The organism is Actinomycetota bacterium (assembly GCA_035697485.1).
Classification (GTDB): Bacteria; Actinomycetota; UBA4738; order UBA4738; family HRBIN12; genus JAOUEA01.
The window spans coordinates 1-25343 of the sequence record DASSCU010000035.1 but is presented as its reverse complement, the minus strand read 5'-3'; the positions used below and the strand labels follow the sequence as shown (position 1 = coordinate 25343).

Annotated in this window: 25 protein-coding genes and 2 tRNA genes; 2 read left to right on the top strand and 25 right to left on the bottom strand. The window is 69.1% G+C overall.

Annotation, left to right across the window (positions count from 1 at the left end; genetic code table 11):
- Positions 1-44 precede the first annotated feature (44 nt).
- The 11 genes from VFI59_10485 to pdxS form a co-directional block, all read right to left on the bottom strand.
- Entirely contained in the window at positions 45-566 is a 522-nt protein-coding gene (locus VFI59_10485) for an adenine phosphoribosyltransferase (GenBank protein HET6714123.1), read from the bottom strand.
- 28 nt (positions 567-594) lie between these two features.
- Positions 595-1704: a protein translocase subunit SecF gene (secF, locus tag VFI59_10480; protein HET6714122.1), complete on the bottom strand. Its 1110-nt coding sequence runs from the start codon at positions 1702-1704 to the stop codon at positions 595-597.
- Positions 1701-3830, bottom strand: coding sequence for a protein translocase subunit SecD (gene secD / locus VFI59_10475; protein HET6714121.1), 2130 nt, complete (start codon positions 3828-3830; stop codon positions 1701-1703). The genes secF and secD overlap by 4 nt, the downstream gene beginning before the upstream one ends.
- Positions 3827-4624 (bottom strand): HD domain-containing protein, encoded by a 798-nt coding sequence (locus VFI59_10470; GenBank protein ID HET6714120.1) that lies wholly within the window; start codon positions 4622-4624, stop codon positions 3827-3829. The genes secD and VFI59_10470 overlap by 4 nt, the downstream gene beginning before the upstream one ends.
- Positions 4621-4974, bottom strand: coding sequence for a preprotein translocase subunit YajC (yajC, locus tag VFI59_10465; protein ID HET6714119.1), 354 nt, complete (start codon positions 4972-4974; stop codon positions 4621-4623). Before yajC ends, VFI59_10470 begins: the two co-directional genes overlap by 4 nt.
- 81 nt (positions 4975-5055) lie before the next feature.
- A complete protein-coding gene (gene ruvB / locus VFI59_10460; GenBank protein ID HET6714118.1) occupies positions 5056-6072 on the bottom strand; it encodes a Holliday junction branch migration DNA helicase RuvB in 1017 nt (338 codons plus the stop codon).
- A 1-nt stretch (position 6073) separates the two neighbouring features.
- Positions 6074-6643, bottom strand: a complete 570-nt coding sequence (gene ruvA, locus VFI59_10455; GenBank protein ID HET6714117.1) for a Holliday junction branch migration protein RuvA — start codon at positions 6641-6643, stop codon at positions 6074-6076.
- Positions 6640-7152 carry a crossover junction endodeoxyribonuclease RuvC gene (locus tag VFI59_10450; GenBank protein ID HET6714116.1) on the bottom strand — a complete coding sequence of 171 codons (513 nt, stop codon included), beginning with the start codon at positions 7150-7152 and terminating at the stop codon, positions 6640-6642. Before VFI59_10450 ends, ruvA begins: the two co-directional genes overlap by 4 nt.
- A gap of 172 nt (positions 7153-7324) precedes the next feature.
- Positions 7325-8077, bottom strand: a complete 753-nt coding sequence (locus VFI59_10445; GenBank protein HET6714115.1) for a YebC/PmpR family DNA-binding transcriptional regulator — start codon at positions 8075-8077, stop codon at positions 7325-7327.
- A gap of 18 nt (positions 8078-8095) precedes the next feature.
- Positions 8096-8662: a pyridoxal 5'-phosphate synthase glutaminase subunit PdxT gene (gene pdxT / locus VFI59_10440; protein ID HET6714114.1), complete on the bottom strand. Its 567-nt coding sequence runs from the start codon at positions 8660-8662 to the stop codon at positions 8096-8098.
- Between the two features lie 15 nt (positions 8663-8677).
- Positions 8678-9559: a pyridoxal 5'-phosphate synthase lyase subunit PdxS gene (gene pdxS, locus VFI59_10435; GenBank protein HET6714113.1), complete on the bottom strand. Its 882-nt coding sequence runs from the start codon at positions 9557-9559 to the stop codon at positions 8678-8680.
- A 131-nt stretch (positions 9560-9690) separates the two neighbouring features.
- On the opposite strand from pdxS, the gene VFI59_10430 reads away from it, so the two are divergent.
- Positions 9691-10407: a hypothetical protein gene (locus VFI59_10430; GenBank protein ID HET6714112.1), complete on the top strand. Its 717-nt coding sequence runs from the start codon at positions 9691-9693 to the stop codon at positions 10405-10407.
- A 17-nt stretch (positions 10408-10424) separates the two neighbouring features.
- Here the strand turns inward: VFI59_10430 and VFI59_10425 are convergent, their stop codons facing one another.
- The 6 genes from VFI59_10425 to VFI59_10400 form a co-directional block, all read right to left on the bottom strand.
- Positions 10425-11486, bottom strand: coding sequence for a DUF3048 domain-containing protein (locus VFI59_10425; GenBank protein HET6714111.1), 1062 nt, complete (start codon positions 11484-11486; stop codon positions 10425-10427).
- A 135-nt stretch (positions 11487-11621) separates the two neighbouring features.
- The gene (locus VFI59_10420; protein ID HET6714110.1) at positions 11622-12527 is read right to left on the bottom strand and encodes a M48 family metalloprotease; all 906 of its coding nucleotides are present in this window, start codon (positions 12525-12527) and stop codon (positions 11622-11624) included.
- Positions 12528-13094: a LemA family protein gene (locus VFI59_10415; protein ID HET6714109.1), complete on the bottom strand. Its 567-nt coding sequence runs from the start codon at positions 13092-13094 to the stop codon at positions 12528-12530.
- Positions 13095-13100: 6 nt separating this feature from the next.
- The gene (locus tag VFI59_10410; GenBank protein HET6714108.1) at positions 13101-14183 is read right to left on the bottom strand and encodes a glycosyltransferase family 4 protein; all 1083 of its coding nucleotides are present in this window, start codon (positions 14181-14183) and stop codon (positions 13101-13103) included.
- A gap of 4 nt (positions 14184-14187) precedes the next feature.
- Positions 14188-15081 carry a phosphatidylinositol mannoside acyltransferase gene (locus tag VFI59_10405; GenBank protein HET6714107.1) on the bottom strand — a complete coding sequence of 298 codons (894 nt, stop codon included), beginning with the start codon at positions 15079-15081 and terminating at the stop codon, positions 14188-14190.
- Entirely contained in the window at positions 15078-15602 is a 525-nt protein-coding gene (locus tag VFI59_10400; protein HET6714106.1) for a hypothetical protein, read from the bottom strand. Before VFI59_10400 ends, VFI59_10405 begins: the two co-directional genes overlap by 4 nt.
- A 97-nt stretch (positions 15603-15699) precedes the next feature.
- On the opposite strand from VFI59_10400, the gene fusA reads away from it, so the two are divergent.
- Positions 15700-17784: an elongation factor G gene (fusA, locus tag VFI59_10395; protein HET6714105.1), complete on the top strand. Its 2085-nt coding sequence runs from the start codon at positions 15700-15702 to the stop codon at positions 17782-17784.
- A gap of 45 nt (positions 17785-17829) precedes the next feature.
- Here fusA and VFI59_10390 read toward each other — a convergent pair whose 3' ends face one another.
- The 8 genes from VFI59_10390 to VFI59_10355 all read right to left on the bottom strand — a co-directional run bounded on the left by VFI59_10390 (position 17830) and on the right by VFI59_10355 (position 25342).
- Positions 17830-18654, bottom strand: coding sequence for an alpha/beta fold hydrolase (locus VFI59_10390; protein ID HET6714104.1), 825 nt, complete (start codon positions 18652-18654; stop codon positions 17830-17832).
- Positions 18647-19135, bottom strand: coding sequence for an HIT domain-containing protein (locus VFI59_10385; protein HET6714103.1), 489 nt, complete (start codon positions 19133-19135; stop codon positions 18647-18649). The genes VFI59_10390 and VFI59_10385 overlap by 8 nt, the downstream gene beginning before the upstream one ends.
- 10 nt (positions 19136-19145) lie before the next feature.
- A complete protein-coding gene (thrS, locus tag VFI59_10380) occupies positions 19146-21095 on the bottom strand; it encodes a threonine--tRNA ligase (GenBank protein HET6714102.1) in 1950 nt (649 codons plus the stop codon).
- A 31-nt stretch (positions 21096-21126) separates the two neighbouring features.
- Positions 21127-23694 (bottom strand): FtsX-like permease family protein, encoded by a 2568-nt coding sequence (locus VFI59_10375; protein ID HET6714101.1) that lies wholly within the window; start codon positions 23692-23694, stop codon positions 21127-21129.
- Between the two features lie 4 nt (positions 23695-23698).
- Positions 23699-24451, bottom strand: a complete 753-nt coding sequence (locus VFI59_10370; GenBank protein ID HET6714100.1) for an ABC transporter ATP-binding protein — start codon at positions 24449-24451, stop codon at positions 23699-23701.
- Positions 24452-24546: 95 nt separating this feature from the next.
- Positions 24547-24618 (bottom strand) — tRNA-Val (locus VFI59_10365).
- A gap of 179 nt (positions 24619-24797) precedes the next feature.
- Complete coding sequence (locus tag VFI59_10360; protein HET6714099.1) at positions 24798-25202, bottom strand: cyclic nucleotide-binding domain-containing protein; 405 nt, start codon at positions 25200-25202, stop codon at positions 24798-24800.
- 68 nt (positions 25203-25270) lie between these two features.
- Positions 25271-25342 (bottom strand) — tRNA-Val (locus tag VFI59_10355).
- Position 25343: the final 1 nt, after the last annotated feature.

Genomic DNA, 25343 nt, shown 5'->3' with positions numbered 1-25343 from the left:
AAGTGTAGGGGGTGGAGACGGCGCGACCGGTCAGTCGAGACCGGTCAGTAGTGGATCAAGGTGTACAGCTCGTGCTCGACGAGCCGTTCGCGCCCGTGCAGGAAGTCGAGCTCGATCACCGTGGCGATGCCGCAGACCTTGCCGCCGACCTGCTCCACGAGCGACGCGGCGGCCTGGGCCGTGCCACCGGTCGCGAGCACGTCGTCGACGATCAGCACCCGCTCCCCCGGGTTGATGCCGTCGACGTGCAGCTCCAACGTGGCCCTGCCGTATTCGAGCGCGTAGTCCTCGTCGACGGTGACCGACGGCAGCTTCCCCTGCTTGCGGATCGGCACGAAGCCGGCGCCGAAGTGATACGCGACCGGCGAGGCGATGATGAACCCGCGCGCCTCGATGCCGACGACCTTGTCCACGTTGCCTCGCCCGAACCGCACCACGATCAGGTCGGTGATCGTCGAGAACGCGATCGGGTCGGCGAGCACCGGTGTGATGTCCTTGAAGACGATGCCCGGCTCCGGGAAGTCGGGCACGTCGCGGATCAGGCCCTTGATCTGTTCGATGTCCATGCGCTCCCTCCGCGTCGACCGGGTTCCGTTATCGCCGCTTCCGCTTCGCGGGCGGACGTCGCTTGCTCTTCGGACGGGGGCGCGAGCCGGTGCGGGCCGTCGCCGCTCGTGCGGCGGCGTCCGACGTCTGCGCGGCGCTCACCCTCGCGGTCGGGGCCTCATCGCCCTCCGGCGAGGCGCCGATCCGCGAGCGAGCCGTCCGGCGTGCTTCCATCTGCTGATAACGCCTCTCCCGCATCTTCAGCACCGCGAGCAACGGAGCGGCGAGGAAGATCGACGAGTAAGCACCGATCGCGACCCCGACGAACATCGCGAACGCGAAGTCCTTCAGCGTGTCGCCGCCGAACAGGAGAAGGGACAGGATCGGCAACAACACGACCAACGACGTGTTCACCGACCGCATCAGCACCTGGTTCAGCGACAGGTCGACGACCCCTGCGTACCCGAGGCGTGACACGAGCGCGCTGGACTCCGTGTTCTCCTTGATCTTGTCGTAGATCACGACGGTGTCGTACAGCGAGTAGCCGAGGATCGTGAGGATCGCGATGACCGTCTCGGGAGTGACCTCCCGTCCGACCAGCGCGTACAGGCCCGCCGTGATCACCACGTCATGGACGAGCGCGATCATGGCGCCGATCGCCATCTTGGGCTCGAAGCGGATCGCGATGTAGAGCGAGATCGCGGCCAGCACGATGATCAGTCCCGTGATCGCCTGCCTCCGCACCTCGGCGCCGAACGTGGGACCGATGTCCTCGACGCTCACGTCGTTCACGTCGATGCCCGCCTGATCGGCGAGGCCCCGGAGCAAGGCGTCGCTGTCGCCGGCATCGGCGAGCGACTCGGTCCGGATCGCGACCTGGTCGCCGCCCACGATTTGCACCTCGGCGCCCTCGCGACCCGCATCGGACATCGCCGCCTGGATGTCGGCCACGCTGACATCGGCCTCGAGCGGGAACTGGATCTTCGCGCCGCCGTCGAAGTCGATCGAGTAATTCAGCCCGCCGACGACGAGCCCCAGGATCGACAGCGCGATCAGCGCGCCCGAGAACGCGAAGAAGACCCGTCGGCGTTCGACGAATCGGAAGTGCGGGATCGTGTGACCGCGGTAGGTCTCGAGCGCGTGGTGCAGGGTGGTCACGCTCCCGCTCCCTCGGCAGCGTCGTCGGCCTCACCGGCGACCCCCGCCTCGAGCCCGAATCCCTTGAGCGAGACGAGGCGCTGGTTCCGGGCGACGAGGAACACCGTCGGCCGCTTGAAGAAGTACACGACGAACAGGTCGAGCAGCGTGGCCACGCCGAGGGTGAGGGCGAACCCGCGCACCGAGCTCACCGCGGTGAGGTACAGGACCACCGCGGCGATCCCCGCGACGACGTCGGCCGCGATGATCGTCTTGTACGACCGGGCGAAGGCCGGCTGCACCGCCGCACGGGCGCTCTTGCCCGCCCTCACCTCGTCCTTCAACCGCTCGAAGAACACGATGTAGGAGTCGGCGGTCACCCCGAGGGAGATCACGAGCCCGGCGACGCCCGCCAGGGTGAGCGCGTACCCGAATTGGACGCCCGCGAGCGAGATCAGCGCGATCGCGAGGATCGCCCAGATCGTCATGCCGAACCATGCCACGATGCCGAGGAGCCGGTAGTAGAAGAGCAGGTAGAGGAGGAGCAACGCGAGTCCGACGAGCCCGGCGACGATGCCCTGGCGCAGCGACTCGGAGCCGAGCGTGGGACTCACGGTCTGCACCTGCTGGCGGGTCAGCTCGACGGGCAGGGCGCCCGCGTTCAGCACGGTCGCAAGGTCGCGTGCCTCCGCCTCGGCGAACCCACCGGTGATCTCGCCGGTGCCGCCGGTGATCGGGCTCTGGACGGTCGGCGCGGAGATGACGACCCGGTCGACGACGATCGCGATCTGGTTCTGCGGCGGCGGCAACGATACCGCGGTCGTCGTGGCCTCGGCGAACCGATCGGCGGCATCGCCGGTGAGCTGGAAGTTGACGGTCCACTCCGACCCGGTCGCACCGCCCAGGATCGCGTTCGCCTCGGCGACGTCGCCGCCGGCGATGACTGCCGGCGCCAGGCGGTACCGGTTCCCGGCCTCGTCCTCGTAGACGGCCTCCTGGTCTTCCAGCGCGGAGAACGAGCACTCCTTCGTCTGGCGATCCTCGTCGGTGGGGCAGGTCACCGGCGTCGTGGAGTAGGCCGGGTCGCCGGGAGGGACGATCGCGAGCACGGGTCGTTCCTCGAGGCGTGCGGTCTGACCGATCACGTCGAGCAGCCGTTGCTGCCCGGTGGACCGTCGCCGCTCCTCGGCCGAGGTTCGGTCGATGTAGCACCCGAGGTTCTCGCCGGCTGAGCTGACCACGCAGAAGAGCGCCTCGACCGTCTCCACTCGTGTGTCGTCGATCGCCGAAGCGGCAGCGTCCTTCGACGCCAGGCCACACGGGAGACCGTTGGCTCCCAACGAAAGGCCCGAGAAGGCGGTCGGCTCGGGCGACGGCGACGCCGATGGTGAGACCGAGGCCGAAGGCGACGGGGAGGTCGTCGGCTCCTCGGTCGCGCCCTTCCCTTCGCCATCCGTCACGCAGTACGTCCGCTCCGTCACCTCGATCTCAAGGGCCTTCTGGGCGGCCTCCGCCTCCTTCTTCGTCGGGAAGCAGTCGAGCTGTTCCCCCGCCGCACTCACCAGGCAGAAGCCGTCCTCGGTCGCTGCCGGCGACGCAGACGCGCCGGGCGTGGCGGTCGGTGTCACGTCGGCTCGGGGAGCGACCGTGATCGCCGCCTTCGAGGCCTGGGCAAGCTCCTCCGTCGCGTAACACTCCACCTGTTCGCCGTCGGGACCGATGAGACACGCCTCGGCGACCTGGGGCACGACCGTCAGCTCGGCCAGCGCATCGTCGGCGGCCTGCTGCGAAGCGGCGCACCCGTAGTTCTCGCCATCAGGACCGACGAGGCAGTACCTGGTCTCCGCCCGCTGCTCGATCGTGCCCTGGGCCAGACCGGGAATCTGCACCTCGATCGTGTTGCCCGAGACAGCGATGTCGGGCTCACCGACCCCGAACGCATCGACCCGGTTCGAGATGTTCGTGCGTGCCCGCTCCATCACCTCGGTGGGCGTGCCGTCGGGCGCCGAGAGCGTGACCGAGACTCCCCCTTCGAGGTCGAGTCCGAGGATCGGCTGCAACGCCCCGGTCGCGAACCCGATCAGCGACGCGAGCGTCAGCGCGAGCACGAAGAAGATCGAGGCCCAGAGGCCGCGGGTCCGCTTCACGCCAGTTCCGCCCCGTTCACGACCAGGCGGAAGCGAGCATCGAGGTGCTCGGCCGCGACGCGGCAGAGCTGCATCCGTCCGAGGAAGATCTCGAAGTACTCCATGACCTGACTGATGCCCGTGTCGATCGTCAGCTCGAGGCTGACGGTGCGGGCAGCGGAGTCTACCCGAAGGAACGACTGTTCCACGGCGTAGTTGACCCGGTCGTGGATGTCGAGATCGATCTGTCCGGTGGTCCGCACGCGGCTGCGATGCACGTCGGATTTGTCGGCCAGGATCACCGCCGCGGAGATCGGCGACACCGCGGTGCCCTCCGTCTCCTCGTGGTTGGCGATCGCGGCGATGATCGGCATCAGGTCGGCCGCGGCCACGGAGTCTCGGAGCGCGTGGTGCACGAGGACGGCGCCTGTCTGGCCGTGTGCGTCCCGGGCGAGGGCGTTCCCGACGTCGTGCAGGTACCCCGCCACGCAGGCGAGGGTCGCGTCACGCTCGCCGTAGCCCAGCCGTGAGAGCACCTGATAGGAGATGCGCGCCACGAGGTTGGCGTGGCGGAAGCCGTGCTCGGTGAACCCCATCGCGTCCATCACGCGGTCGGCCGATGCGATGAAACGCGAAAGCTCCTCGTTGGCTTGGACGTCCTCGAGGGTGATCGTCGCGACGTCGACGCCGGTCGGCGGCACCGGCTCGACGGGCAAGGGGGCGGGCTCAGGCGTCGTGTCGGACGCGACGACCGTCGATGCGTCGCTCGTCTCTCCCGACACGACGCCGTCCGCCGGATCTGGCTCGCCGATCACGTCTGCTGGAACGGCCCGTCCTGGCCGTCGGGCGCGTCTCCCTCGATCGCCTCGTCGACGACGATGCGACCGATGCCCGCTCGCAGGATGCGCACGCGCGTTCCGGGGGCGATCTCGAGCGTCAGGATGTCGTCCTCCTCGTCGATGTCGATCACGGTGCCGAACATGCCGGAGGTGGTGACGACCTCGTCACCGACCTCCACGCTGCTCAGCAGCTCCCGCTGCGCGCGGGCTCGCCGTTGCTGCGGCCGGATGAGCAGGAAGTAGAAGATGACGCCCATCAGCAGCAGCGGCAGGAACGCGACCAGGCTGCCGCCTCCCGATGATTCCTGGGCGAGGAGTTCGAACATGGGTCGACCTTTCGTTGGCGTCCGAGGGTGCCGGGCGTGTCGCCGACCGGCCGAGTCTACCGCCCCGGGCGGCGCCCGAGGCTAGAGCGGTAGCGTGCCCGGCGGCTGGGTGCCCAGGTGGTGATATGCACGCTCGGTCGCGACGCGACCCCGCGGCGTGCGATGCAGGAATCCGAGCTGGAGCAGGTACGGCTCGACCACGTCCTCGACCGTGTCGGGCTCCTCACCGACCGAGGCGGCGAGGGTCGAGAGCCCGACCGGACCGCCGCCGAAACGCTGCACGATCGCCTGCAGGATCGCGTGGTCGAGACGGTCAAGCCCTTCCTCGTCGACCTCGAACACCTCGAGGCCGGCCCGGGCAACCTCGCCCGTGATCGCGCCGTCGTGACGCACCTCGGCGAAGTCTCGCACGCGGCGGAGCAGCCGGTTCCCGATGCGGGGCGTGCCACGCGAGCGACGAGCGATCTCGGCCGCACCCTGCTCGTCGAGCCGCACCTCCAGGATGCCCGCGGACCGCCCGACGATGCGCGAGAGATCGTCGACCGGGTAGTAGTCGAGCCGAGGTGAGAACCCGAAGCGCTCCCGGAGCGGAAGCGTGATGCGCCCGGGCCGTGTCGTGGCGGCGACGAGCGTGAACTTCGGGAGCTCGAGCCGGATCGACCTGGCGGTCGGACCCTTGCCGAGCACGACGTCGAGCACAAAGTCCTCGAGCGCCGGGTACAGGACCTCCTCGACCGGCCTCGGCATGCGGTGGACCTCGTCGACGAAGAGAACGTCGCCGTCCTCGAGGTTCGTGAGGATCGCGGCCAGATCGCTCGGGCGGTCGAGGGCGGGCCCGCTCGTGGGTTGGAACCCCGCCCCCATCGCGTTCGCGACGATCTGGGCGAGCGTGGTCTTGCCGAGCCCCGGCGGGCCGCTGAAGAGCAGGTGGTCGACGGGCTCGCCGCGGCGCCGGGCACCGTCGATCAGCAGTTGGAGCTGCTCCTTCACGCGGTCCTGCCCAACGAAGTCGGTGAGCGACGTCGGCCGCAAAGCGACGTCGAACTCGCGATCCTCCGGATCGACGACGGCGGCCTCGATCAGGCGATCGTCGTCCACGCTATCGGCCGACCTTCTGCAGCGCCTCGCGGAGCATGTCATCGAGTTCGCGCCCGTCGGCGTCGACGTCGCGGGTCGCCTCCGCGGCCTCGTGCGGCGTCAGGCCGAGCGAGACGAGCGCCTCGCGCACGTCGACGATCGGTCCGCCTTCGCTCGGGAGCTCGGACTCTCCACCGAGCCGGTCGCGCAGGTCCACGACGACGCGCTGCGCGACCCTCGTGCCGACGCCCGGTACGACCGTGAGGGCGTCGGCGTCGCCGGCGATCACGGCGCGTCGGAGCGCATCGGCGGAGAGCGCTGACAGGAAGGACAGACCGACCTTGGGGCCGACGCCGGTCACGCCCGTGAGCAGATCGAAGAGCTCACGTTCGTCGGTCGTGGAGAATCCGTACAGGGTCATCGAGTCGTCGCGGACCACCATGCGGGTGTGCACGCGCGCGGCCTTCCCAACGGCGGGGAGCCGGCTCACGACGGAGGTCGGCACCGAGACGTCGTAGCCGACGCCGCCGACCGCGAGCACCACGCTCGTGGCTCCCTTGTGGACGACCTCGCCTTCGAGGAACGAGATCATCGGGCGCCTCCAGCGCGCGTGGCCGCCTTCAGCCGAGCCCCCACCAGATGCGTCAACGCGATCGCGGCTGCGTCCACGGCATCGGGCTTCGTCGGCAGATCGCGCAAGCCGTGCACGCGCACGAGCGCGTGGCGTACCTGAGCCTTGTCGGCGTTGCCCATGCCGGTGACGGCGCTCTTCACCTCCGTCGGGCTGTACTCCTCGATGTCGATCCCTGCCTCGACGGCGACCACCATCACCGCGCCGGTCGCGCGGGCAACGGTCAGAGCGCTCACCTGATTCCGATTGAACGCCACGCGCTCCACTGCGAGGCTCAGCGGTGCATGGGTTGTGATCGCCGTGCGCACGGCTTCGGCCACGGCCCACAGCCGCTCCGCCTCGGGCACGTCGGCACCGGTCGTCACGGTATCGGCCCAGAGCAAGATGGGTCGTCGACCATCACGGGCGACCGCGGCGAGGCCGAGCTTCGCCACGCCGGGGTCCACGCCGAGTACGCAGGAATCGAACATCCGTTCGTGCAGTTTAGTGCCGGGGTCTGGCGGGGCAAGCAGCCAGGAGCCGGATTCCTCATGTCGCGAACGAGATGCTCGTGTCGACATGCATGGGACGGACCGTCTCCGATGGGGATCCCGAGCTGCAGCGAGGCCGGGGGATGCCACCACCTGGTGCGCGGACTGAGCCTCAGAGCGAAGCCATGACCTCTTCGGGGATGTCGAAGTTCGCGTAAACGTTCTGCACGTCGTCGAGTTCTTCGAGCGCCTCGATCAGGTTCAGCACCTGCTTCGCCTCCCCGCCGTCGACGGGGATCGTGGACTGCGGCACCATCGAGATCTCGGCTGAGAACACCTCGACGCCGGCGGCTTCCAACGAGTCGCGGACGTCCTTGAACGCGACCGGATCGCTGATGATGTCCCACGAGCTCTCGGAGTCGCGCAGATCCTCGGCGCCGCCTTCCAGGGCGAGCTCGAGGAGCCGCTCCTCGTCGGGCGCCCGGTCCTTCTCGACCACCACGACGCCCCTGCGAGTGAACATCCACGCGGTCGAGCCCGTCTCCCCCAGGTTCCCACCGTGACGGGTGAACGCATGGCGGACCTCCTGGGCCGTACGGTTGCGGTTGTCGGTGAGCGCCTCCACATAGAGCGCGATGCCGCCGGCGGCGTACCCCTCGTAGCTGATCTCGTCGTAACGAGCGCCGGAGTCGTCGGCCCCGGTGCCCCGCTTGATCGCGCGCTCGATATTCTCGGTCGGCACCGAGAAGCTCTTGGCCTTCTCGACCGCCGACGCGAGCGTCATGTTCGCCGCGACGTCGCCGCTGCCGCCCTCGCGCGCCGCGACCTCGACCGCGCGCAGCAGCTTCGCGTACTGGTTCGACCGCTTCGCGTCGTTCGCGGCCTTCTTCCGCTTGATCGTGGCCCACTTCGAATGGCCGGACATCTCGTTCCCTCCCGAGGCTCAGAGCTTCTCGAGCAGGTAGCGGTGGAGTCGCGTCTCGCCGATCAGCTCCGGATGGAACGATGATACGAGCAGGTTGCCCTGTTCGAGCACGACCGGTGCCCCCTCGTACTCGGCGAGCACCCGAACGCCCGTGCCCACGTCAGTGATGCGCGGCGCACGGATGAACACGCCTCGTACGGGATGCTCGATGCCCGCGACCACCACGTCGGCCTCGAACGACTCGACCTGGCGCCCGTAGGCGTTGCGCTCGACGCCGATGTCCATCACGGCGAACAACGGGGCGCCACGCAGCACCCGCTCGGCGAGCACGATCATGCCGGCGCATGTTCCGAACACCGGCATCCCGGCGGCGACTCGCGCCCGTACGGGCTCGACGAGATCGTAGGCCCTGGCGAGCTTGCCGATCGTGGTCGACTCGCCCCCCGGGATCACGAGGCAGTCGACGCCCGCGAGCTCGTCGGCATCGCGTACCTCGACCGGCGTGGCCCCGGCGGCGGCGAGCATGCGGCCGTGCTCCCGGAAGTCTCCCTGCAGCGCGAGGACGCCGGCCTTCACGTCGGACACACCGCTCGGCGCGACCTACCAGCCGCGCTCTTGCATGCGTGTCTCGAGCGATCCGATCTCGAGCCCGGCCATCGGGTCGCCGAGCCCGTGCGAGAGCTTCGCGAGCACGTCGGCGTTCTCGAAGTTCGTCGTCGCCTCGACGATCGCCCTGGCCATCGTGGCCGGCTCCTCGCTCTTGAAGATGCCGGATCCCACGAAGACACCGTCGACGCCGAGCTGCATCATCAGCGCCGCGTCGGCGGGGGTCGCGATGCCCCCGGCTGAGAAGTTCACGACCGGCAAGCGGCCCTGCTCGGCCACCGTGCGCACGAGCTCGACGGGCGCCCCGAGCTCCTTCGCCTTCGTCACGTACTGCTCCGGGCGCAGCGTCGTGACCTCGGCGATCTCGCGCAGGATCGCGCGCTCGTGCCGCACGGCTTCCACGACGTTGCCCGTGCCCGCCTCCCCCTTGGTACGGATCATCGCGGCGCCCTCGGCGATGCGGCGCAAGGCCTCTCCGAGGTTCCTCGCACCACAGACGAAGGGAACCGTGAACGCCCACTTGTCGATGTGGAATTCCTCGTCGGCCGGGGTGAGCACCTCGGACTCGTCGATGTAGTCGACACCGAGCGACTGCAGGATCTGGGCCTCGACGAAGTGTCCGATGCGCGCCTTCGCCATGACGGGGATCGTGACGGCCTGCTGGATCTCCTCGACCTTGGTGGCATCGGCCATCCGCGCGACGCCGCCGTCGCGACGGATATCGGCCGGCACACGCTCCAGGGCCATCACGGCGCACGCACCGGCGTCCTCGGCGATCTTCGCCTGCTCGGCGGTCGTGACGTCCATGATCACGCCGCCCTTGAGCATCTCGGCCAGGCCGGACTTCACGGTGAAGGTGCCGGTCTCGCGCTGCACGGATATCGCCTCCTGATCGGGGCCCTGCGGGAACCAGGACCGACCATCCGAGTGTACCGGAGGCGAACGCGCAACCTGAAGCCTCAGACCTCGCCGACGGAGCTGCAGGCGGCCCCTGCTAGGGTCGGCCCGTGCTCCGCCACGTCGCCGCCGACGCGCTCTACGACGCGAAGACATCGCTCGCCCGGTTCCCCGTGATCGCCCTGCCGATGCAGCGGATCCGTGCTCGCGGCGAGCTGATCGACGACGACACCCGGGTCGTGATCGAGGCCTTCCCGCGATGCGCGTCGTCGTTCGCGGTGGCGGCGTTCCGTCTGGCCCAGGAGCCGAACCCGACGAACATCGCGCACCACACGCACATGCCCGCGCAGGTGATGGAAGGGGTGCGTCGTGGGCTCCCGACGATGGTGCTCGTGCGGCCCGCGGTCGACGCGATCGTCTCCCACCTGATCCGCAGCCCCGATCTCGGCGCCCGGACCTCGATGCGCGGATACCTCCGCTTCTACGGACCGCTCCTCGCGCTGCGGAGCGGGTTCGTGACCGCGACGTTCGACGAGGTCGTGGGGTCGTTCGGCACCGCGATCGAGCGGCTCAACGCCCGGTTCGGCACCACGTTCGTCCCGTTCGAGCACACCCCGGAGCACGTGGCGCGCATCGAGGGTGAGATCGAGGCGGATTACCGGGCGCGCGAGGGCTCCGGGGAGCGGCTCGAGGCCGTGATCCCACGTCCCTCATCGTCTCGTGACGTTCTCAAGGCGGAGGTCGAGCAGCGGGTTCGCCGCGAGATCCCACCGACGACGTTGGCGGATGCGCACGCCCTGTACCGGGCGCTGCTCCCCGGTGTGTGACGCGGGGACCGCTTCGTTCAGCCGAAGGAGATCTCAGCGTCGAACATGCCGACGGGGGCGAGCTCGACGAACGTAGTGCCCGGCTTGAGCGTGATCTCCTCGCCCGACTTTGTGAGGAACGTGGTGAACTCGCCCTCGTCGGAACGCTCCCACTTCCCGACGACCAGCTTGCCGTCGCGCAGGACCCACGCCTTCCCCTTGCCGACCGTGTGCACCTCGGGCGACGGGTAGCCGGCGACGTCGTGGAACTCGCTCTCGGTCGTCTTCACGACCTGGATCACCACGTTGTCGGCGGTGATCGGATCGCCGCTCTCGAGCGTCATGGGCGACCCGTCGAGGTAGCGGACCCACTGTCCCTTGGACCAGCGCCACTCGGCGGTCGCGAGACCGGAGAACACGACGGTTGCGCGCCGCGCCTTCTTGCTCGGCGTGGGCACGTCGTCGGTGTAGACGAACGGCGAGGCGGGGGCCGGCTCACCCTTCGCGAGCGACTTCCCCTTGGCCCACAGCGGCTTCGTCGACGTGAACAGGTTGTGCGGCACGATGCGCGCGTCGTCACGGGTGAACGCCTTGGCGGCGCTGTCCTCGTCCATCGCCGTCATGCCGGCGTCCTCGACGACCGCGCGGACGCCCTTCGACCCGCCGCTGAACGCGAGCAGCGGGTGTTCGCTGAACGGCGCGAGGATCTCGGGATCGGTCGTGCGGATGCTGCGTACCGGACCGACCCGGTTGGCCTCGTCGCAGTTGAACAGCACGACGAAGCGCGTGATGCCCCCCTCGACGACCTCCTCGTAGACGATGTCGGCGCCCTGCAAGCCGGCGAGCGGCTGTGCGTCGGGGGTGTTCTCGACCTTCACCGCGAGCACCGGACGGTTCGGCGGTTGCTTGTCGCCGGGAAGCATCTCGCCGGTGAGCGGGCAGGGCTCGATCGGCTCGGGAGCGACACCGATGTCGCTCAGCGCCTTCTGGATCGGCGCAGGGGCATTCCCTGACAGCGCCAGCGCCGCCATGCCGCCGCCGAGCACGGCGACGACCGCGCCGCCGGCGACGAGTGCCTTGCCGCGTGAGGTGAGAGCCACGGTGAGGGGACCTCCTGGGACGGATCGTGTCGGAATGATGAGCGAGTGGGATCGACCCCCGACGGGGATCGGCACAGCGATGCTAGACCCGGGATCGAGGTGTTCCAAACACCTAGGAGCAGTTCGACACGAACGTCACATCTCCTCCAGACGCTGGATCCGCTCGGCGATCGGAGGGTGCGTCGCGAAGATCCGCTCCAACGGCCCGAGCTTCTCACCTTCGATGCGGGAGGGCTGGGAGAGCCACAGATGCGCGGTGGCGTTGTTCGCCGAGTGCATCGCCGTCGGGGACGCGGCGATCTTGCGCAAGGCCGCCGCCAGTCCCGGGGGATAGCGGGTCAGCATCGCGCCCTGCGCGTCGGCCAGGAATTCCCGATTGCGCGACACGGCGCGCTTGATGATCTCCCCCGCGAGCGGCGCGATCACCATCAGCGCGAACCCGATGCCGAAGAGGATCAGCGTGGCCGGACCTCCGTTGCTGTCGTTGCCACGACGCCCGCCGATGCCGCCCCACAACCACGAGCGCATCAGGAACTCCGACATCAGCACGACCGCGCCCACGAGCGTGGCGACGATCGTGCCGAGCAGCATGTCTCGGTCGAGCACGTGGGCGAGCTCATGGCCGATCACGCCCTCGAGCTCCACGCGGTTCATCGTGGCGAGCAGGCCCTGGGTGACCGCGATCGAGGCGTGCTCAGGGTCGCGCCCGGTCGCGAACGCGTTGGGGGCCTGCTCGGGCACCACGTAGATCCGCGGCTTCGGGATGCCCGCTGCGATCGCGAGCCCCTCGACGAGGTTGTGCAGGCGCGGCTCGTCCTGCGCGGTCACCTCCCGCGCCCGTGACGACGCGAGCACCAACCGGTCGCCGTAGAGGTAGGAGCTGACCGAGAGCACGGTCGCGATCACCAGCGCGACCACGAGGCCGGTCACGCCGGTGCCGAAGACATAGCCCAGCGCCATGCCGACGAGGCCGAAGAAGACGAACGCGCCGACCACGAGCAGCACCGACTTCCGTTTGTTCGCCGCGATCTGCTCGTGCATCTACTCGTCCCGCCCGAGGTCGACGTGCACGGGCTCGCTCACGGGGTCGTCGATGTCGAAGAACGCCCGCTCCCGGAAGCCGAACGCGTTCGCGACGAGGTTCGACGGGAACGTGTCGATCGCGGTGTTGAGGCGCCGGACCTGGTCGTTGTAGAACTGACGCGCGTAGGCGATCTTCGACTCGGTGCCGACGAGCTCCTCCTGCAGGGCGAGGAAGTGCTGATCGGCCTTGAGCTCCGGGTACGCCTCGACGACCGCCATCAGCCGCCCGAGGCCGGCGGTCACGGCGTTCTCAGCGGTGACCTGATCGGGCACGCCGGCGGCCGCGATCGCCCGGGTCCTCGCCTCGGTGACGCGCTCGAAGAGCTCGCGCTCATGGGTCGCGTACCCTTGCACCGTCTCGACCAGGTTCGGGATCAGGTCGTACCGGCGTCGCAGCTGCACGTCGATCGTCGCCCATCCATCGTCGGCGCGGGTGCGCAGGCGCACCAGTCGGTTGTAGAGCCAGACGAGCGCCAGCAGGGCGACGACGCCGAGCCCGAGCACGACCCAGATGACCGGTGACATGGAGCCCTATCGTAGCGACGGTCCGTCGAGGGCCGACCGATAGACGTCCTCGATGCGATCGACCACGACGCCCCAGTCGAAGGTGGCCGCCCTCTCGCGACCCGCCGCCGCGAGCCGCCGCGCGAGGTCCTCGTCGTCGATGACCCGGCCGATGGCCGATGCGAGGGCACCGGCGTCGCCTGGCGCCACGAGCAGTGCGTCGAGGTCATCGGTCGCGACCTGTCGATAGCCCTCGATGTCGGTGGCGACGACCGGGACCCCGGCGGCCATGGCCTCCACGACGGAGTAGCCGAAGCTCTCCTGACCGGTGGCTGCGGCGACAGCCACCCGGGCCTCGGCGAGGACCGAGGGCACGTCGCCATGGTCGAGCCGGCCGAGCATCGCTACCCGGGACCGCGTCGACGGCGACAAGCGCTCCACCGCTGCGCGGTCCGCCCCGTCGCCGACGACGGTCAGGAGCAGGTCGGACCGGTCCTCGGCGAGCAGGGTGAACGCCTCGACCAACACCGGGAACCCCTTCTGGCGGTCGAGCCGATGCGCCCACACGATGCGGGCTCCGAACGGCCACACACGCGGTGTCGCGTCCGCGAATCGCGCCACCGCCACCCCGTTCGGGATCACCACCGGTTCGAGATCAGGCATCGCTCGACGGACGAAGTCCGCGGCAGCGTCCGAGACGGCGATCGTCGCGGCCAGCCGGCGCCCCACACGCCGGAGCAGCGGTCCGGCCACCTCGTAGATGCGAGAGCGATCGAGCCACGCGTGGAACGTCGCCACGACCGGCACGGTCGCGGCCATCGTCGCCCACATCGAGGCGCTCGGCGTGAAGGGCTCGTGCACGTGCACCACGTCGGGAGCGAACCCCTCGAAGGTCCGGCGGGCCAGCTCCACGCCCGCGGGCCACGGGGCGATCGGCGCCACCGTGCCTCGATACGACACGCGGATCGGCTTCCCCAGGCCTCCCCGCCCGGGTCCGAGGACCGCCACCTCGTGTCCTCGTGTCCGCAGCTGGTCGGCCAACTCGCCGACGTGTACCTGCACGCCGCCGGGCGCGTCGAGGTCGTAAGCGCACACGAGTGCCACGCGCATGAGGTCAGTCCTCCCAGGCCGGCTGGAACATGTGCCAGTCGGTCGGCGCCGAGGCGATCGCGCGCTCGAACGCCTCGGCCATGCGCTGAGTGAGGGCGGTGACGTCGGCACGGCGGTCGCCCGTCGCGTCGACCGTGAGCGGCGGCGTCATCACGCATCGCCACCCTCGCTGGGTCTGAAAGACGGGGGTGACGATCAGTGGCGCCCCGGTGGTGATCGACAGCAGCGCGGGTCCTGCCGGCAGGCGACGCTTCCTGCCGAACATCGTCACCACCACGCCACGGCCGGTCAGGTCGCGGTCGGCGACGAGCGCGACGATGTAGCCGTCGGCGAGCTTGCCGGCGAGGGTCCTGGCGATGCCCTCGTCTCCCAAGCCGACCACCTCGACACCGAACGCTGCTCGATTCGCGACGAACAGCTCGTACAGGCGAGGTGGCCGCAGCTGCTCGGCCACCGCGACGATCGGCCGGTCGAGCGAGCGCAGCCACGGACCCGCGGCGTCCCAGTTACCGACGTGGGGAAGCGCCACGATCGCGCCCTTTCCCTCATCGAGCGCATGCCACAGATGGTCGGCGTCGACGGACTCGAACCGCGAGGCCACCTCATCGGGCGGCATCACGGCGAACCGGAACGAGTCGAACCAGTACCGCGCGTACGCGTCGAACGCCTCCCGCGTCGCGGCACGAACGATGGGATCGGACGGTGCGCGACCGAGCACCTGCGCCTGGTTGCGCGCCACCACGGCCCGGGTCCCGGGGGCGAGCTCGAACGCGAGCTTGCCCCCGAGGCGGAACAGCCGTCGTCCGACGTCTTTCGGTAGCACCCGCGCGAGCCAGGCCACGGAGCCGTAGACGAGGAACGCGATCGTCTCTCGCCAGGTCTCGTCGCCCGACGTCATCCGCGCTCCTCGCGGGCGACCTGCGACGTGCGCACTACCACGGCGAGCGCGGACACGCTCACGGCCACCCAGATCACCCAGGTCAGGTCGAAGCCGAGGCCCACGACGACGAGGGCGTAGTGCAACCCCCTCGTGAGATGGCTCTCCTCCAGGCTGTAGGAGAGCGATGCGCCTCGAGCGCGCACGTACGCCGAGAGCCCGCTCAGGCAGAGCGCCGCGAGGGTCGCGATCGCCAGGCTCGGGTCTTCGGTCCTCGCGACCCACGCCATCGAGCCGAGCACCGCACCGTCCCAGACGCGGTCGAGCAGTTCGTCGAGCATGCGGTCGGTGGGCCCGCCCGCTCCGTGGTTCGCTCGGTGACCACCGAGCAGGAGCAGGGCCCCCGACCCGAGCGCCGCGACGGCGGCCAGCTCCGGTTCCCGGGCGACCACGAGCCATGCCGCCAGGGCGGCGAGCAGCGCGCCCACCGACAGGGTCGTGCGGGTGATCGCGGTGCCCGGCGGTTGTCGTTCGAATCGCACCATGGGCGAGGACCGGGCGAGCGTAGCAACTCGCCACTTGGGTAGGATGCCCAGACCTCGCCCACCTGATGACCCGCCGAAGCTGAAGGAGCGCGCGTTGAAGACCTACGACGCGAAGGATATCCGCAACGTCCTGCTGGTCGGCCACGGGGGGTCGGGAAAGACCACCCTGCTCGAGGCCATGCTGTTCGCGGCCGGCGCGATCACGCGCATGGGCGTCGTCGAGGACGGCAACACCGTCAGCGACCACGACCCCGACGAGCAGCGCAAGGGCATCTCGGTCTCGCTCTCGATGGCACCGATCGAGTGGAACGGCGTCAAGATCAACATGCTCGATGCCCCCGGGTACGCCGACTTCATCGGCGACGTGCGCTCCGCGATCCGGGCCGCCGACGCCGTGATCGTCGTCGTCTCCGCGGTCGACGGCGTCGAGGTGCAGACCGAGGTCGCGTGGGAGCTCGCGGTCGAGGCTGGGCTGCCTCGCGCGATCTTCGTGAACAAGCTCGATCGGGAGCGATCCGACTTCCAGTCCACCTTGGATCAGCTCGTCGCCGCGTTCGGGAACCAGGTCGCGCCGTTCGAACTGCCGATCGGCGCCGAGCACGAGTTCGAAGGGGTCGCCGACCTGCTCCACGAAAAGGCCGACGTCTACCCGTCGGGCCCCAAGGCCGAGGAGTCGGAGTGGCCCGACGAGATCCATGCGATGGCCGACCCGGCCCGGGAGAAGTTGATCGAGGCTGTCGCCGAGTCCGACGACGCCTTGATCGAGGAGTACCTCGAGGAGGGCACGCTGCCCGAGGAGCACATCGTGTCGGGCGCCAAACTGGGGTTCGCGAACGCGCGCCTCGCGCCCGTGATCGTAGGGTCCGCGGCCAAGGCGATCGGCATCGACCGGTTGCTGGACTTCATCGTCGAGGAGTTCCCGTCGCCGCTCGATCGCGCCCCCGTCACGGTGTTCGCGAAGGACGGCGCGGAGTCGGAACGGCCGACCGACGTGTCCGGCCCCCTCACCGCGTTCGTGTTCAAGACCCTGTCGGACCCGTTCGTCGGCCACATCACGATGTTCCGTGTCTTCAGCGGTGCCGTGCGCCCCGACTCCACCCTCCACAACGCGACCCAGGGCATCGACGAGCGCATCGGCCAGCTCTTCACCCTCGTCGGGAAGGAGCACGACTCCGTCCCGGAGGTCACGGCCGGCGACATCGGCGCCGTGGCGAAGCTGCAACAGGCCCACACCGGCGACACGTTCGCCCCGAAGGATGCGCCGGTGCACGTACCGGCTCTCGACCTGCCCGAGCCGCTGCTCGCGTACGCGATCGCTCCGAAGACGAAGGGCGACGAGAACAAGCTTGCGACCGGTCTCGCGCGATTGCGTGAGGAGGACCCGACCCTTCGTGTCTCCCGGAACGAGGAGACGCACGAGACCGTGATGCACGGCATGGGCGAGGCCCATCTCGAGGTGATGATCGAACGCCTCAAGCGCAAGTTCGGCGTCGAGGTGACGACGGCCCCCGCGAAGATCGCGTACCGCGAGACGATCCGGGGCAGCGCGAAGGGCCTCGGCCGCCACGTGAAGCAGACGGGCGGTCACGGTCAGTACGCCGTCTGCAACATCGAGATCGAGCCGCTCGGCCACGGCGAGGGGTTCGTGTACGAGGACAAGATCTTCGGCGGCGCGATCCCGCAACAGTTCATCCCGTCGATCGAGAAAGGCATCGTCAGGACGATGGCCGATGGCGTGATCAGCGGGAACCCCATGGTCGACCTGAAGGTCACGCTCGTCGACGGGAAGTTCCACCCGGTGGACTCGAGCGACATGGCGTTCCAGATCGCGGGCTCGATGGCGTTGAAGGACGCGGTCGAGCAGGCGGGCGTCGCGCTCCTCGAGCCGATCGTCGACCTCGAGGTGGTCGTGCCGGAGTCCTACACGGGCGACATCATGGGTGACCTGAACTCCAAGCGCGGCAAGATCGCCGGCATGGACCAGGTCGGCGGCGGGAAGTCGCGCATCAACGCACAGGTGCCTCAGGCCGAGGTGGCGCGCTACGTGATCGACCTGCGATCGATGACCGGCGGGAGAGGTGCCTACACGGCGACGTTCTCCCACTACGAAGAGATGCCGCAACACCTCGCGCAGAAGGTGATCGACGAGTACCAGGCGGCGAAGGCCGAGAAGAAGTAGCTCAGCACGCGACGAGCACGTTCGACACGAGCCAGGTCGGGCTGCTCACTCCGGCGCGTGCGCTTCCAGGAACGGCAGCACCGCATCGTCGAACGCACCCGGGGCGCGAAGGTTCACCACGTGGTCGGCCTCGATCGTCACGAGCCTTCCGTCCAGCACCTCGCGCGCGATGAGTTGCGATGCGCGCCGCATGTCCGGCGGGTCCTTCGACGCGTCGACGACCAGGGTCGGCACGTCGATCTCGGCGAGTCGCAGCGCAGCGGGCGGATCGAGTGACTCTTCGGCTGACTCGTCCATCGTCATCTCGTGGATGTTGTCTCGGGCGATCTGCTTGATGCGTGCTCCCGCCGGGTCGTCGACCCCCAACGGCGCCCAGATCTCCAGCAACAAGTCCTGCGCGCGCTCGTACTCGCCCGCCTCGATCGCCGCGTCGATCGGGGGAGCCAGCTCGTCCCACCAGGCTTCTTCCTCCTCGTTGTCCTCGAACCCGCCGAGCCCGGGAGCGATCGGCACGAGGGCCCAGACACGCTCGGGCACCGTCAACGTGGCGTCGATCGCGAGCCCCCCGCCCATCGAGCAGCCCACCAGCGCCGTGCGCTCGATGCCCAGATGGTCGAGGAGCGCCACGAGGTCGCGAACGTGGGAGTAGGGGGAGCCGTCTGGCCTCGACGATCCCCCGTACCCTCGCTGGTCGTAGCGCATCACGCGGAGCCGCTCGGCCCACCGTTCGAAGTGCGGGTCCCACGTCCGCGCGTCCCACAATCCCGGATGCAGCAGGGTGACGGCGGGGCTCGCCGGGTCGCCGGCGATCTCGTAGTGGAGCCGTCCACCGTGGGGCAGGTCGGCGAAGCCATCCTCGCCTTCACGCATCGGCGAACCTCGGGCCGAGGCGGCGAGCGGTGTCGGCGAGCAGCTCGGGCAGCACCCGGACCTCCCCGACGACCGGCATGAAGTTCGTGTCGCCGTTCCACCGGGGCACGAGGTGCCAGTGCAGATGATCGGGGATGCCCGCCCCTGAGGTCGACCCGAGATTCATCCCCACGTTGAACCCATGCGGTTCCGATTCCTCGCGCAGCGCTCGGATCGACCGCTGCAGCAGCACCTGCAGCTCGGCGTTCTCGTCCGGGGTGAGGTCCTCGACGTCACCGGTATGGCGCATGGGCACGATCAGCATGTGCCCCGGGTTGTACGGGAACTTGTTCAGCACCACATAGGCTAGGTCGCTCCGCGCCAGGACGCGCTCGGGCTCTCGCGCCGGCACGGCGCAGAAGACGCAACCGCCGTCTTCCTCGAGCTCCTCGCGGGCCGTGGCGATGTACTGCATGCGCCATGGGCTCCACAGGTGATCCACGATCACTCCCTCAGGGCGATCCGAAATCGGTCTGTTCGAGCGCGCGGCTCGAGTCTTCCGCGACGAGCGCATCGACGACCCGATCGAAGGTCACGCCGGTGAACTCGGTGCCGGCTCGGTCGCGAACGGTGTACGCATCGGACTCGAGCTCCTGATCACCCACCACGAGCGTGTACGGGGTCTTGGCGAGCTGTGACGCGCGGATCTTCTTGCCGACGCTTTCCTTGGAGTCGTCGACGACGGCTCGCAGTCCGGCGTCCTCGGCCCGGGCGGCGAGCTTCTCGCAGTGCTCGACGTGCCGGTCGGCGACCGGGACGAACCGCAGCTGCTCGGGTGCGAGCCAGAGCGGGAACGCGCCCGCGTAGTGCTCGGTCAGCACGCCGAAGAACCGCTCCACCGAGCCGAACAGCGCTCGGTGGATCATGACCGGCCGATGCCGGGCGTTGTCGTCGCCCGAGTACTCCATCTCGAACCGCTGCGGCAGCTGGAAGTCGACCTGGATCGTCGACATCTGCCACGTGCGTCCGATCGCGTCCCTGGCCTGCACGCTGATCTTAGGCCCGTAGAAGGCGCCACCGCCCGGGTCCATCACGAGCGGCACGTCCATCGCCTCGGCGGCCTGCCGCAACGTCTCGGTGGCCTCGTCCCACTCCTCCTGCGTGCCGACCGCCTTCCCCTCGGGGCGGGTCGACAGTTCCATGTAGAAGTCGTCGAGCCCGTAGTCACGCAGCAGGTCGAGCACGAACGTGAGCACCGACCTGAGCTCCTCCCCCACCTGCTCTTTCGTGGTGAAGATGTGGGCGTCGTCCATCGTCATCCCGCGGACGCGCGTGAGCCCGTGGACCACGCCCGAGAGCTCGTAGCGATACACCGTGCCGAACTCGAAGAGCCGCATCGGCAGCTCGCGGTAGCTCCGGGTTCGGCTCTTGTAGATCAGGATGTGCATCGGACAGTTCATGGGCTTCAGGTAGTACTGCGTGCCGCCGTCGAGCTCCATCGGCGGGAACATGCCGTCGGCGAACCACGACAGGTGTCCGCTGATCTCGAACAGGATCGACTTCGTGATGTGTGGCGTGTAGACGAAGTCGTAGCCGGCCTCCTCGTGCCGCCGACGCGAGTAGTCCTCCATCAGCCGTCGCACGAGCCCGCCCTTGGGGTGGAACACGGCGAGTCCCGACCCGATCTCCTCGGGGAACGAGAACAGGTCGAGGTCCGCCCCCACCTTGCGGTGGTCGCGTCGCTCGGCCTCCTCGAGACGGTGCAGGTAGGCATCGAGATCGTCCTGGGTCGCCCACGCGGTGCCGTAGATGCGGGTCAGCTGCGGGTTCTTCTCGTCGCCGCGCCAGTAGGCGCCGGCCACGTTCGTGAGCTTGAACGCCCCGAGCATGCCCGTGTGCGGCACGTGCGGGCCCATGCACAGGTCGGTCCATCCGTCGTTCGAGTAGAGCGACACGACCTCCCCGGCGCCGGTCTCGCCCGCCGTCTCGGGGTCGTCCCCGATGCCCTCGATGATCTCGACCTTGAACGGCTGATCTCGCAGGCGCTCGATGGCCTCGTCGCGCGAGACCTCCTCGCGGACGAAGCGCTGGTTCCGCTTCGCGATCTGCCGCATCCGACGGTCGATCTTCGCGAGGTCGCCGGCGTGCACCGGTTCGGGCAGCTCGAAGTCGTAGTAGAAGCCGTCGGCGACGGCGGGCCCGATCGCGTACTTCGCCCCCGGATACAGGTCCCAGACAGCCTGTGCGAGCACGTGCGCGGTGGAGTGACGCAGCACGTGGAGGCCGTCATCGGAGTGTGGCGAGATCGGTTCGACGTACGCATCGTCGTCAGGCGTGTACGACAGGTCGCGCAACGTCCCGTCGACGCGTGACGCGATCGTGCCCTTCGGCAGCGCGGCCCCGACCGGCTCCCCGTCGGGGAGCTCGACGTGCACCCCCTCAGGCAGTGTCAGGGTCGGCATGCGGGCATGATAGCGACCGCGCGCGCCTCCCCTACTCGTAGGAGATCGCTTCGAGCACGTTCAACTTGGCCGCCCGTCGGGCCGGCCAGATCGCCGCGAGCACCCCCGCGAGCCCGGCGAGGATCAGGTAGACGACGAGCTGGCCCACCGGCACCACGAACTCGGTGACGCCCTCGTTCCGCAGCGCCTGCTGCAGCGCCCACCCGAACAGCACGCCGATCGCGACGCCGAGTACGGCACCGAAGACGGCGATGATGATCGCCTCCCACCGGATCATGCGCTTGACCTGTCGCCGGCTCATCCCAACCGCTCTGAGCAATCCCAGCTCGTGGGTCCGTTCGTAGATCGAGAGCCCGAGCGTGTTCACGATGCCGAAGAGCGCGATCACGATCGCCATCGCGAGCAGCGCCGTGACCAGGCCGAGCAGCTGGTCGATGAACCCCGCCTGCTGTTCGCGGAACGCGGCCTGATCCTGCACCTGCACGTTGGGGAACTCGGCGACCGCCTCCTGGATCGCAGCGTCGACCTCGTCGAGCGGCACCCCCTCGGCGGCTTTCACCAAGACGAAGGAATCGAGCTGTTCGCTGTAGAGCCCCTCGTACGACTCGAGCGAGATGACATAGTCGCCCACCAGTCGGTTCTCGTCGAAGATCCCGACGATCGTGAGCGGCACGTCGCCGGATGAGCCGAACTCGGCTGGGAGATCGTCACCGAGCGCCCATCCGTTGTCCTGCGCGAGCTCGCGATGCACGAGCACGGTCTCGGTGGCCTCGGACAACGACGCGACCGAGCCCCCGGAGACATCGAGGGTGGCCACCTCCTCCACGGTCGTGGGGTCGACCGCGGTCACGAACGACGTGGCCCCGTCGACCCGGAACCCGTTCTGCCGGAAGACCGACGCGGCGCCGACCTCCGGCAGGGCCGCCACTCGGGCGGCGACCTCCGGACTGAACGATGTGAACGAGCTCGTCGAAAGCGTGTAGTCCGCCTTCAGCGTCTCCGTCAGCGCGGCGTCGAACGACGCCTTGAGCGACGAGGCCAGGATCGCCACCATCGACACGAGGCCGAGGCCGATCATGAGGGCGGTCGCCGTAGAGGCGGTCCGTCTCGGGCTTCGCATCGCGTTCTCGCGCCCGAGACGCGCCTGGATCGACAGCCGCTTGATCGGGGCGCCCAGGGCACCGGCGATCGGCCTGGCGGCCAGCGGGGAGAGCATCGCGACGCCGATGAACGTGATCGCGGCGCCCGCGCCCACCACGGATGCGCCGTTGGTCTCGGCGCCGAAGAGCCCATAGGCGAGGGTGCCGGCCCCCAGAGCGGTCACGGCCACCGCGATCGCGAGCCGGCGCCCGACGAGGCCCCGCGGAGGCGGCGCGTCGGCGGCCTCGCGCAGCGCCTGGATCGGCGCCACCGAGCCCGCTCTGCGGGCGGGCAGCACCGAGGCGACCACGGTCACGACCACCCCAAGCACGAGGGAGACGATGATCGTGCGTGGCAGCAGCTGGATCGCGGTGCTCGGCAGGTCGATGTTGAAGGCGCCCAGCAGGCCCTGGAGCCCGATCGCGATGCCGATACCCGCCAGTATGCCCACCACGGAGGCGACGAGCCCGACCACGAATGCCTCGACCACGACCGAGACCACGACCTGTCGCCTCGACGCCCCGAGCGCCCTGAGCAAGGCCAGCTCACGCGTGCGCTGCGCCACGATGATCGAGAACGTGTTGAAGATGATGAACGACCCGACGAAGAGCGCCACGGCCGCGAACACAAGCAGGGCCGTGCGGAAGAATCCGAGACCCTCTTGCAGGATCTGCGACGCCTCGTCGGCGACGGTGGTCGACGTGACGGCCTCGGCTCCCTCGGGCAGCACCGCGGCGACCGAGGCACGCAGCTTCGACGCCGCGACGCCCTCGTCGCCGACCACGCTGATCGCATCGAAGACGCCTCGCTTGCGGAGCACGTCTTGGGCGGTCTCGGTGTCGAACACCGCGAGTGTGGCGCCGCCCAGGTTGTCGGCCTCACCGAAGCCCGCGATGCCCACGATCGAGAATTCCTGCGGCGGCCCCTGGAACAGGATGCGGATGCGATCGCCGATCTCCAACCCTGCGTTGCTGGCCGTGGCGGCATCGATCAGCACCTCGTCCGGCCCGGTCGGCGGCACGCTGTCTCCGCGCAGCGACAAGATCTCATCGGCAAGCTCGTTCCAGTTCGTGCCGATCGTGGGAGGGCCCACCCCGCCGATCACCTCATCGGTCGCCGGATCGACCATCTGGGCGTAGCCCTGCACATCGCCGACCGCGATCGCCACGCCGGGCACGGCCGCCACCTCGTCGAGCACGCTCTCCGCCAACGGCTCACGGTCGTCGCTGCCGCTGCCGCCTCCGGGACCCGCGGCCGTGGAGTCGAAGGCCGAGGCCGAGCGCACGACGACGTCGGACGCACCCGACGTCTGGGCGAAGAGCTCCTCGAACGCCGCGTTCATCGTGTCGGTCAGTACGTAGGTGCCCGAGACGAACCCGATGCCGAGCACGACGGAGACCGCCGTGAGCACCAACCGGAGCTTCTTCGCGAGCAGGCTCTTGAAGGTCGCTCGCCACACGGCGCTACGACTCCAGCGACTTCAGCTGGTCGAGGACGCTCGCGGCGGTCGGCTCCCGCATCTCGTCGACCACGTGCCCATCGGCCAGGAACACGACACGGTCGGCATAGCTCGCGGCGTTCGCGTCATGCGTGACCATGATGGTCGTCTGACCGTATGTCGTGACCGCCTCGCGGAAGAATCCCAGGAGCTCCGCGCCCGAGCGCGAGTCGAGGTTGCCGGTCGGCTCGTCCGCGAACACGATCTCCGGCCGGCTCACGAGCGCACGGGCACCGGCGACGCGCTGCTGCTGGCCGCCCGAGAGCTCGCTGGGTCGATGCGTGAGCCGGTCGCGCAGCCCGATGGTGTCGACCACCTGGTCGTACCAGGCGCCGTCGACGTCGCGCCCTGCGATATCGAGCGGCAGCGTGATGTTCTCGGACGCCGTGAGCGTCGGCACGAGGTTGAAGGCCTGGAAGACGAACCCGACCTTGTCCCGGCGCAGGGCGGTGAGCAGCTTCTCGCTCAGCGTCGTGAGGTCGACGTCACCGATCCAGACGCTGCCCGACGTCGGGCTGTCGAGTCCGGCCAGGCAGTGCAGGAGGGTCGACTTCCCCGAGCCCGATGGCCCCATGATCGCCGTGAACGCCCCCCGCGCGAACTCGATCGAGATGCCTCGCAGGGCTTCGACGGCGGCATCGCCTTCGCCGTACAGCTTGCGCAACTCATCGGCGCGGGCAGCTGCGCCGACTGGCGCGGAGGGCAGAGCGGTATCCATCGCAGAGCCTTTCGCGGTCGGGAACGGTTCGCACTTCACCCTATCGAAGGCGCAGGCAACGACCACCCTGTACTCGTGTGCGTCGTCGGATCCGGTGGGCGCGGCAGGTTTTGAACCTGCGACCTCTCGCGTGTGAGGCGAGCGCTCTCCCGCTGAGCTACGCGCCCGGGTCAGCCACGATAGCAACATGAGCGCCGACCGGGGCCGAGCCCGAACGAAGTGACGGCGGCACGTGCCCGCGTCGTGCCGCCGTCAGCCCGAGCCGGAGCCCGGACACCCATCGAAGACCGGAGTGTTTCACGATGACACGACATCCGCAAGGTCGGTGCAATGCCGCGGGGAGCGCTCAGCCTGGGTCGTTCTCGGCGCGTCGCCGTTCCATCAAGGCGCGAAGCTCGTCGCCCAACTCAGGCATCTCCTCGGTGAGTTCCTGCAGTGCATCGACGTGCAGCGCGAGGGCGCGGACCGGGGTCCGGGCGACCACCGAGGCCATCCGACGGTGCCGCGCGAGCAGCGCGATCTCGCCGACGACATCTCCCACCCCGAGCGTCGCCAAGGGTTCCCCGTCGCGAACCACGTCGACCGTTCCCTCTTCGATGACGAAGAGTTCGTACGGCATGCTTCCCTGCTCGATCAGCGATTCGCCGGGTTCAGCCCGGACCTCCACGACCCACCGAGCCACGTGGGCGAGGTCGTACTCGTCGAGATCCCCGAAGAGCGGCACGGATCGGAGTCGCGCGGCGTCGATCACGTGTGCTCTCCTCGCGGTAGACGTCGACAACGCGTGCCACACCCGCTGTGAGCAGCGGGCTCCACCGGTGGGCGCTAGAGGATTTGAACCTCTGACCTCTTCCGCGTCAAGGAAGCGCTCTCCCCCTGAGCTAAGCGCCCG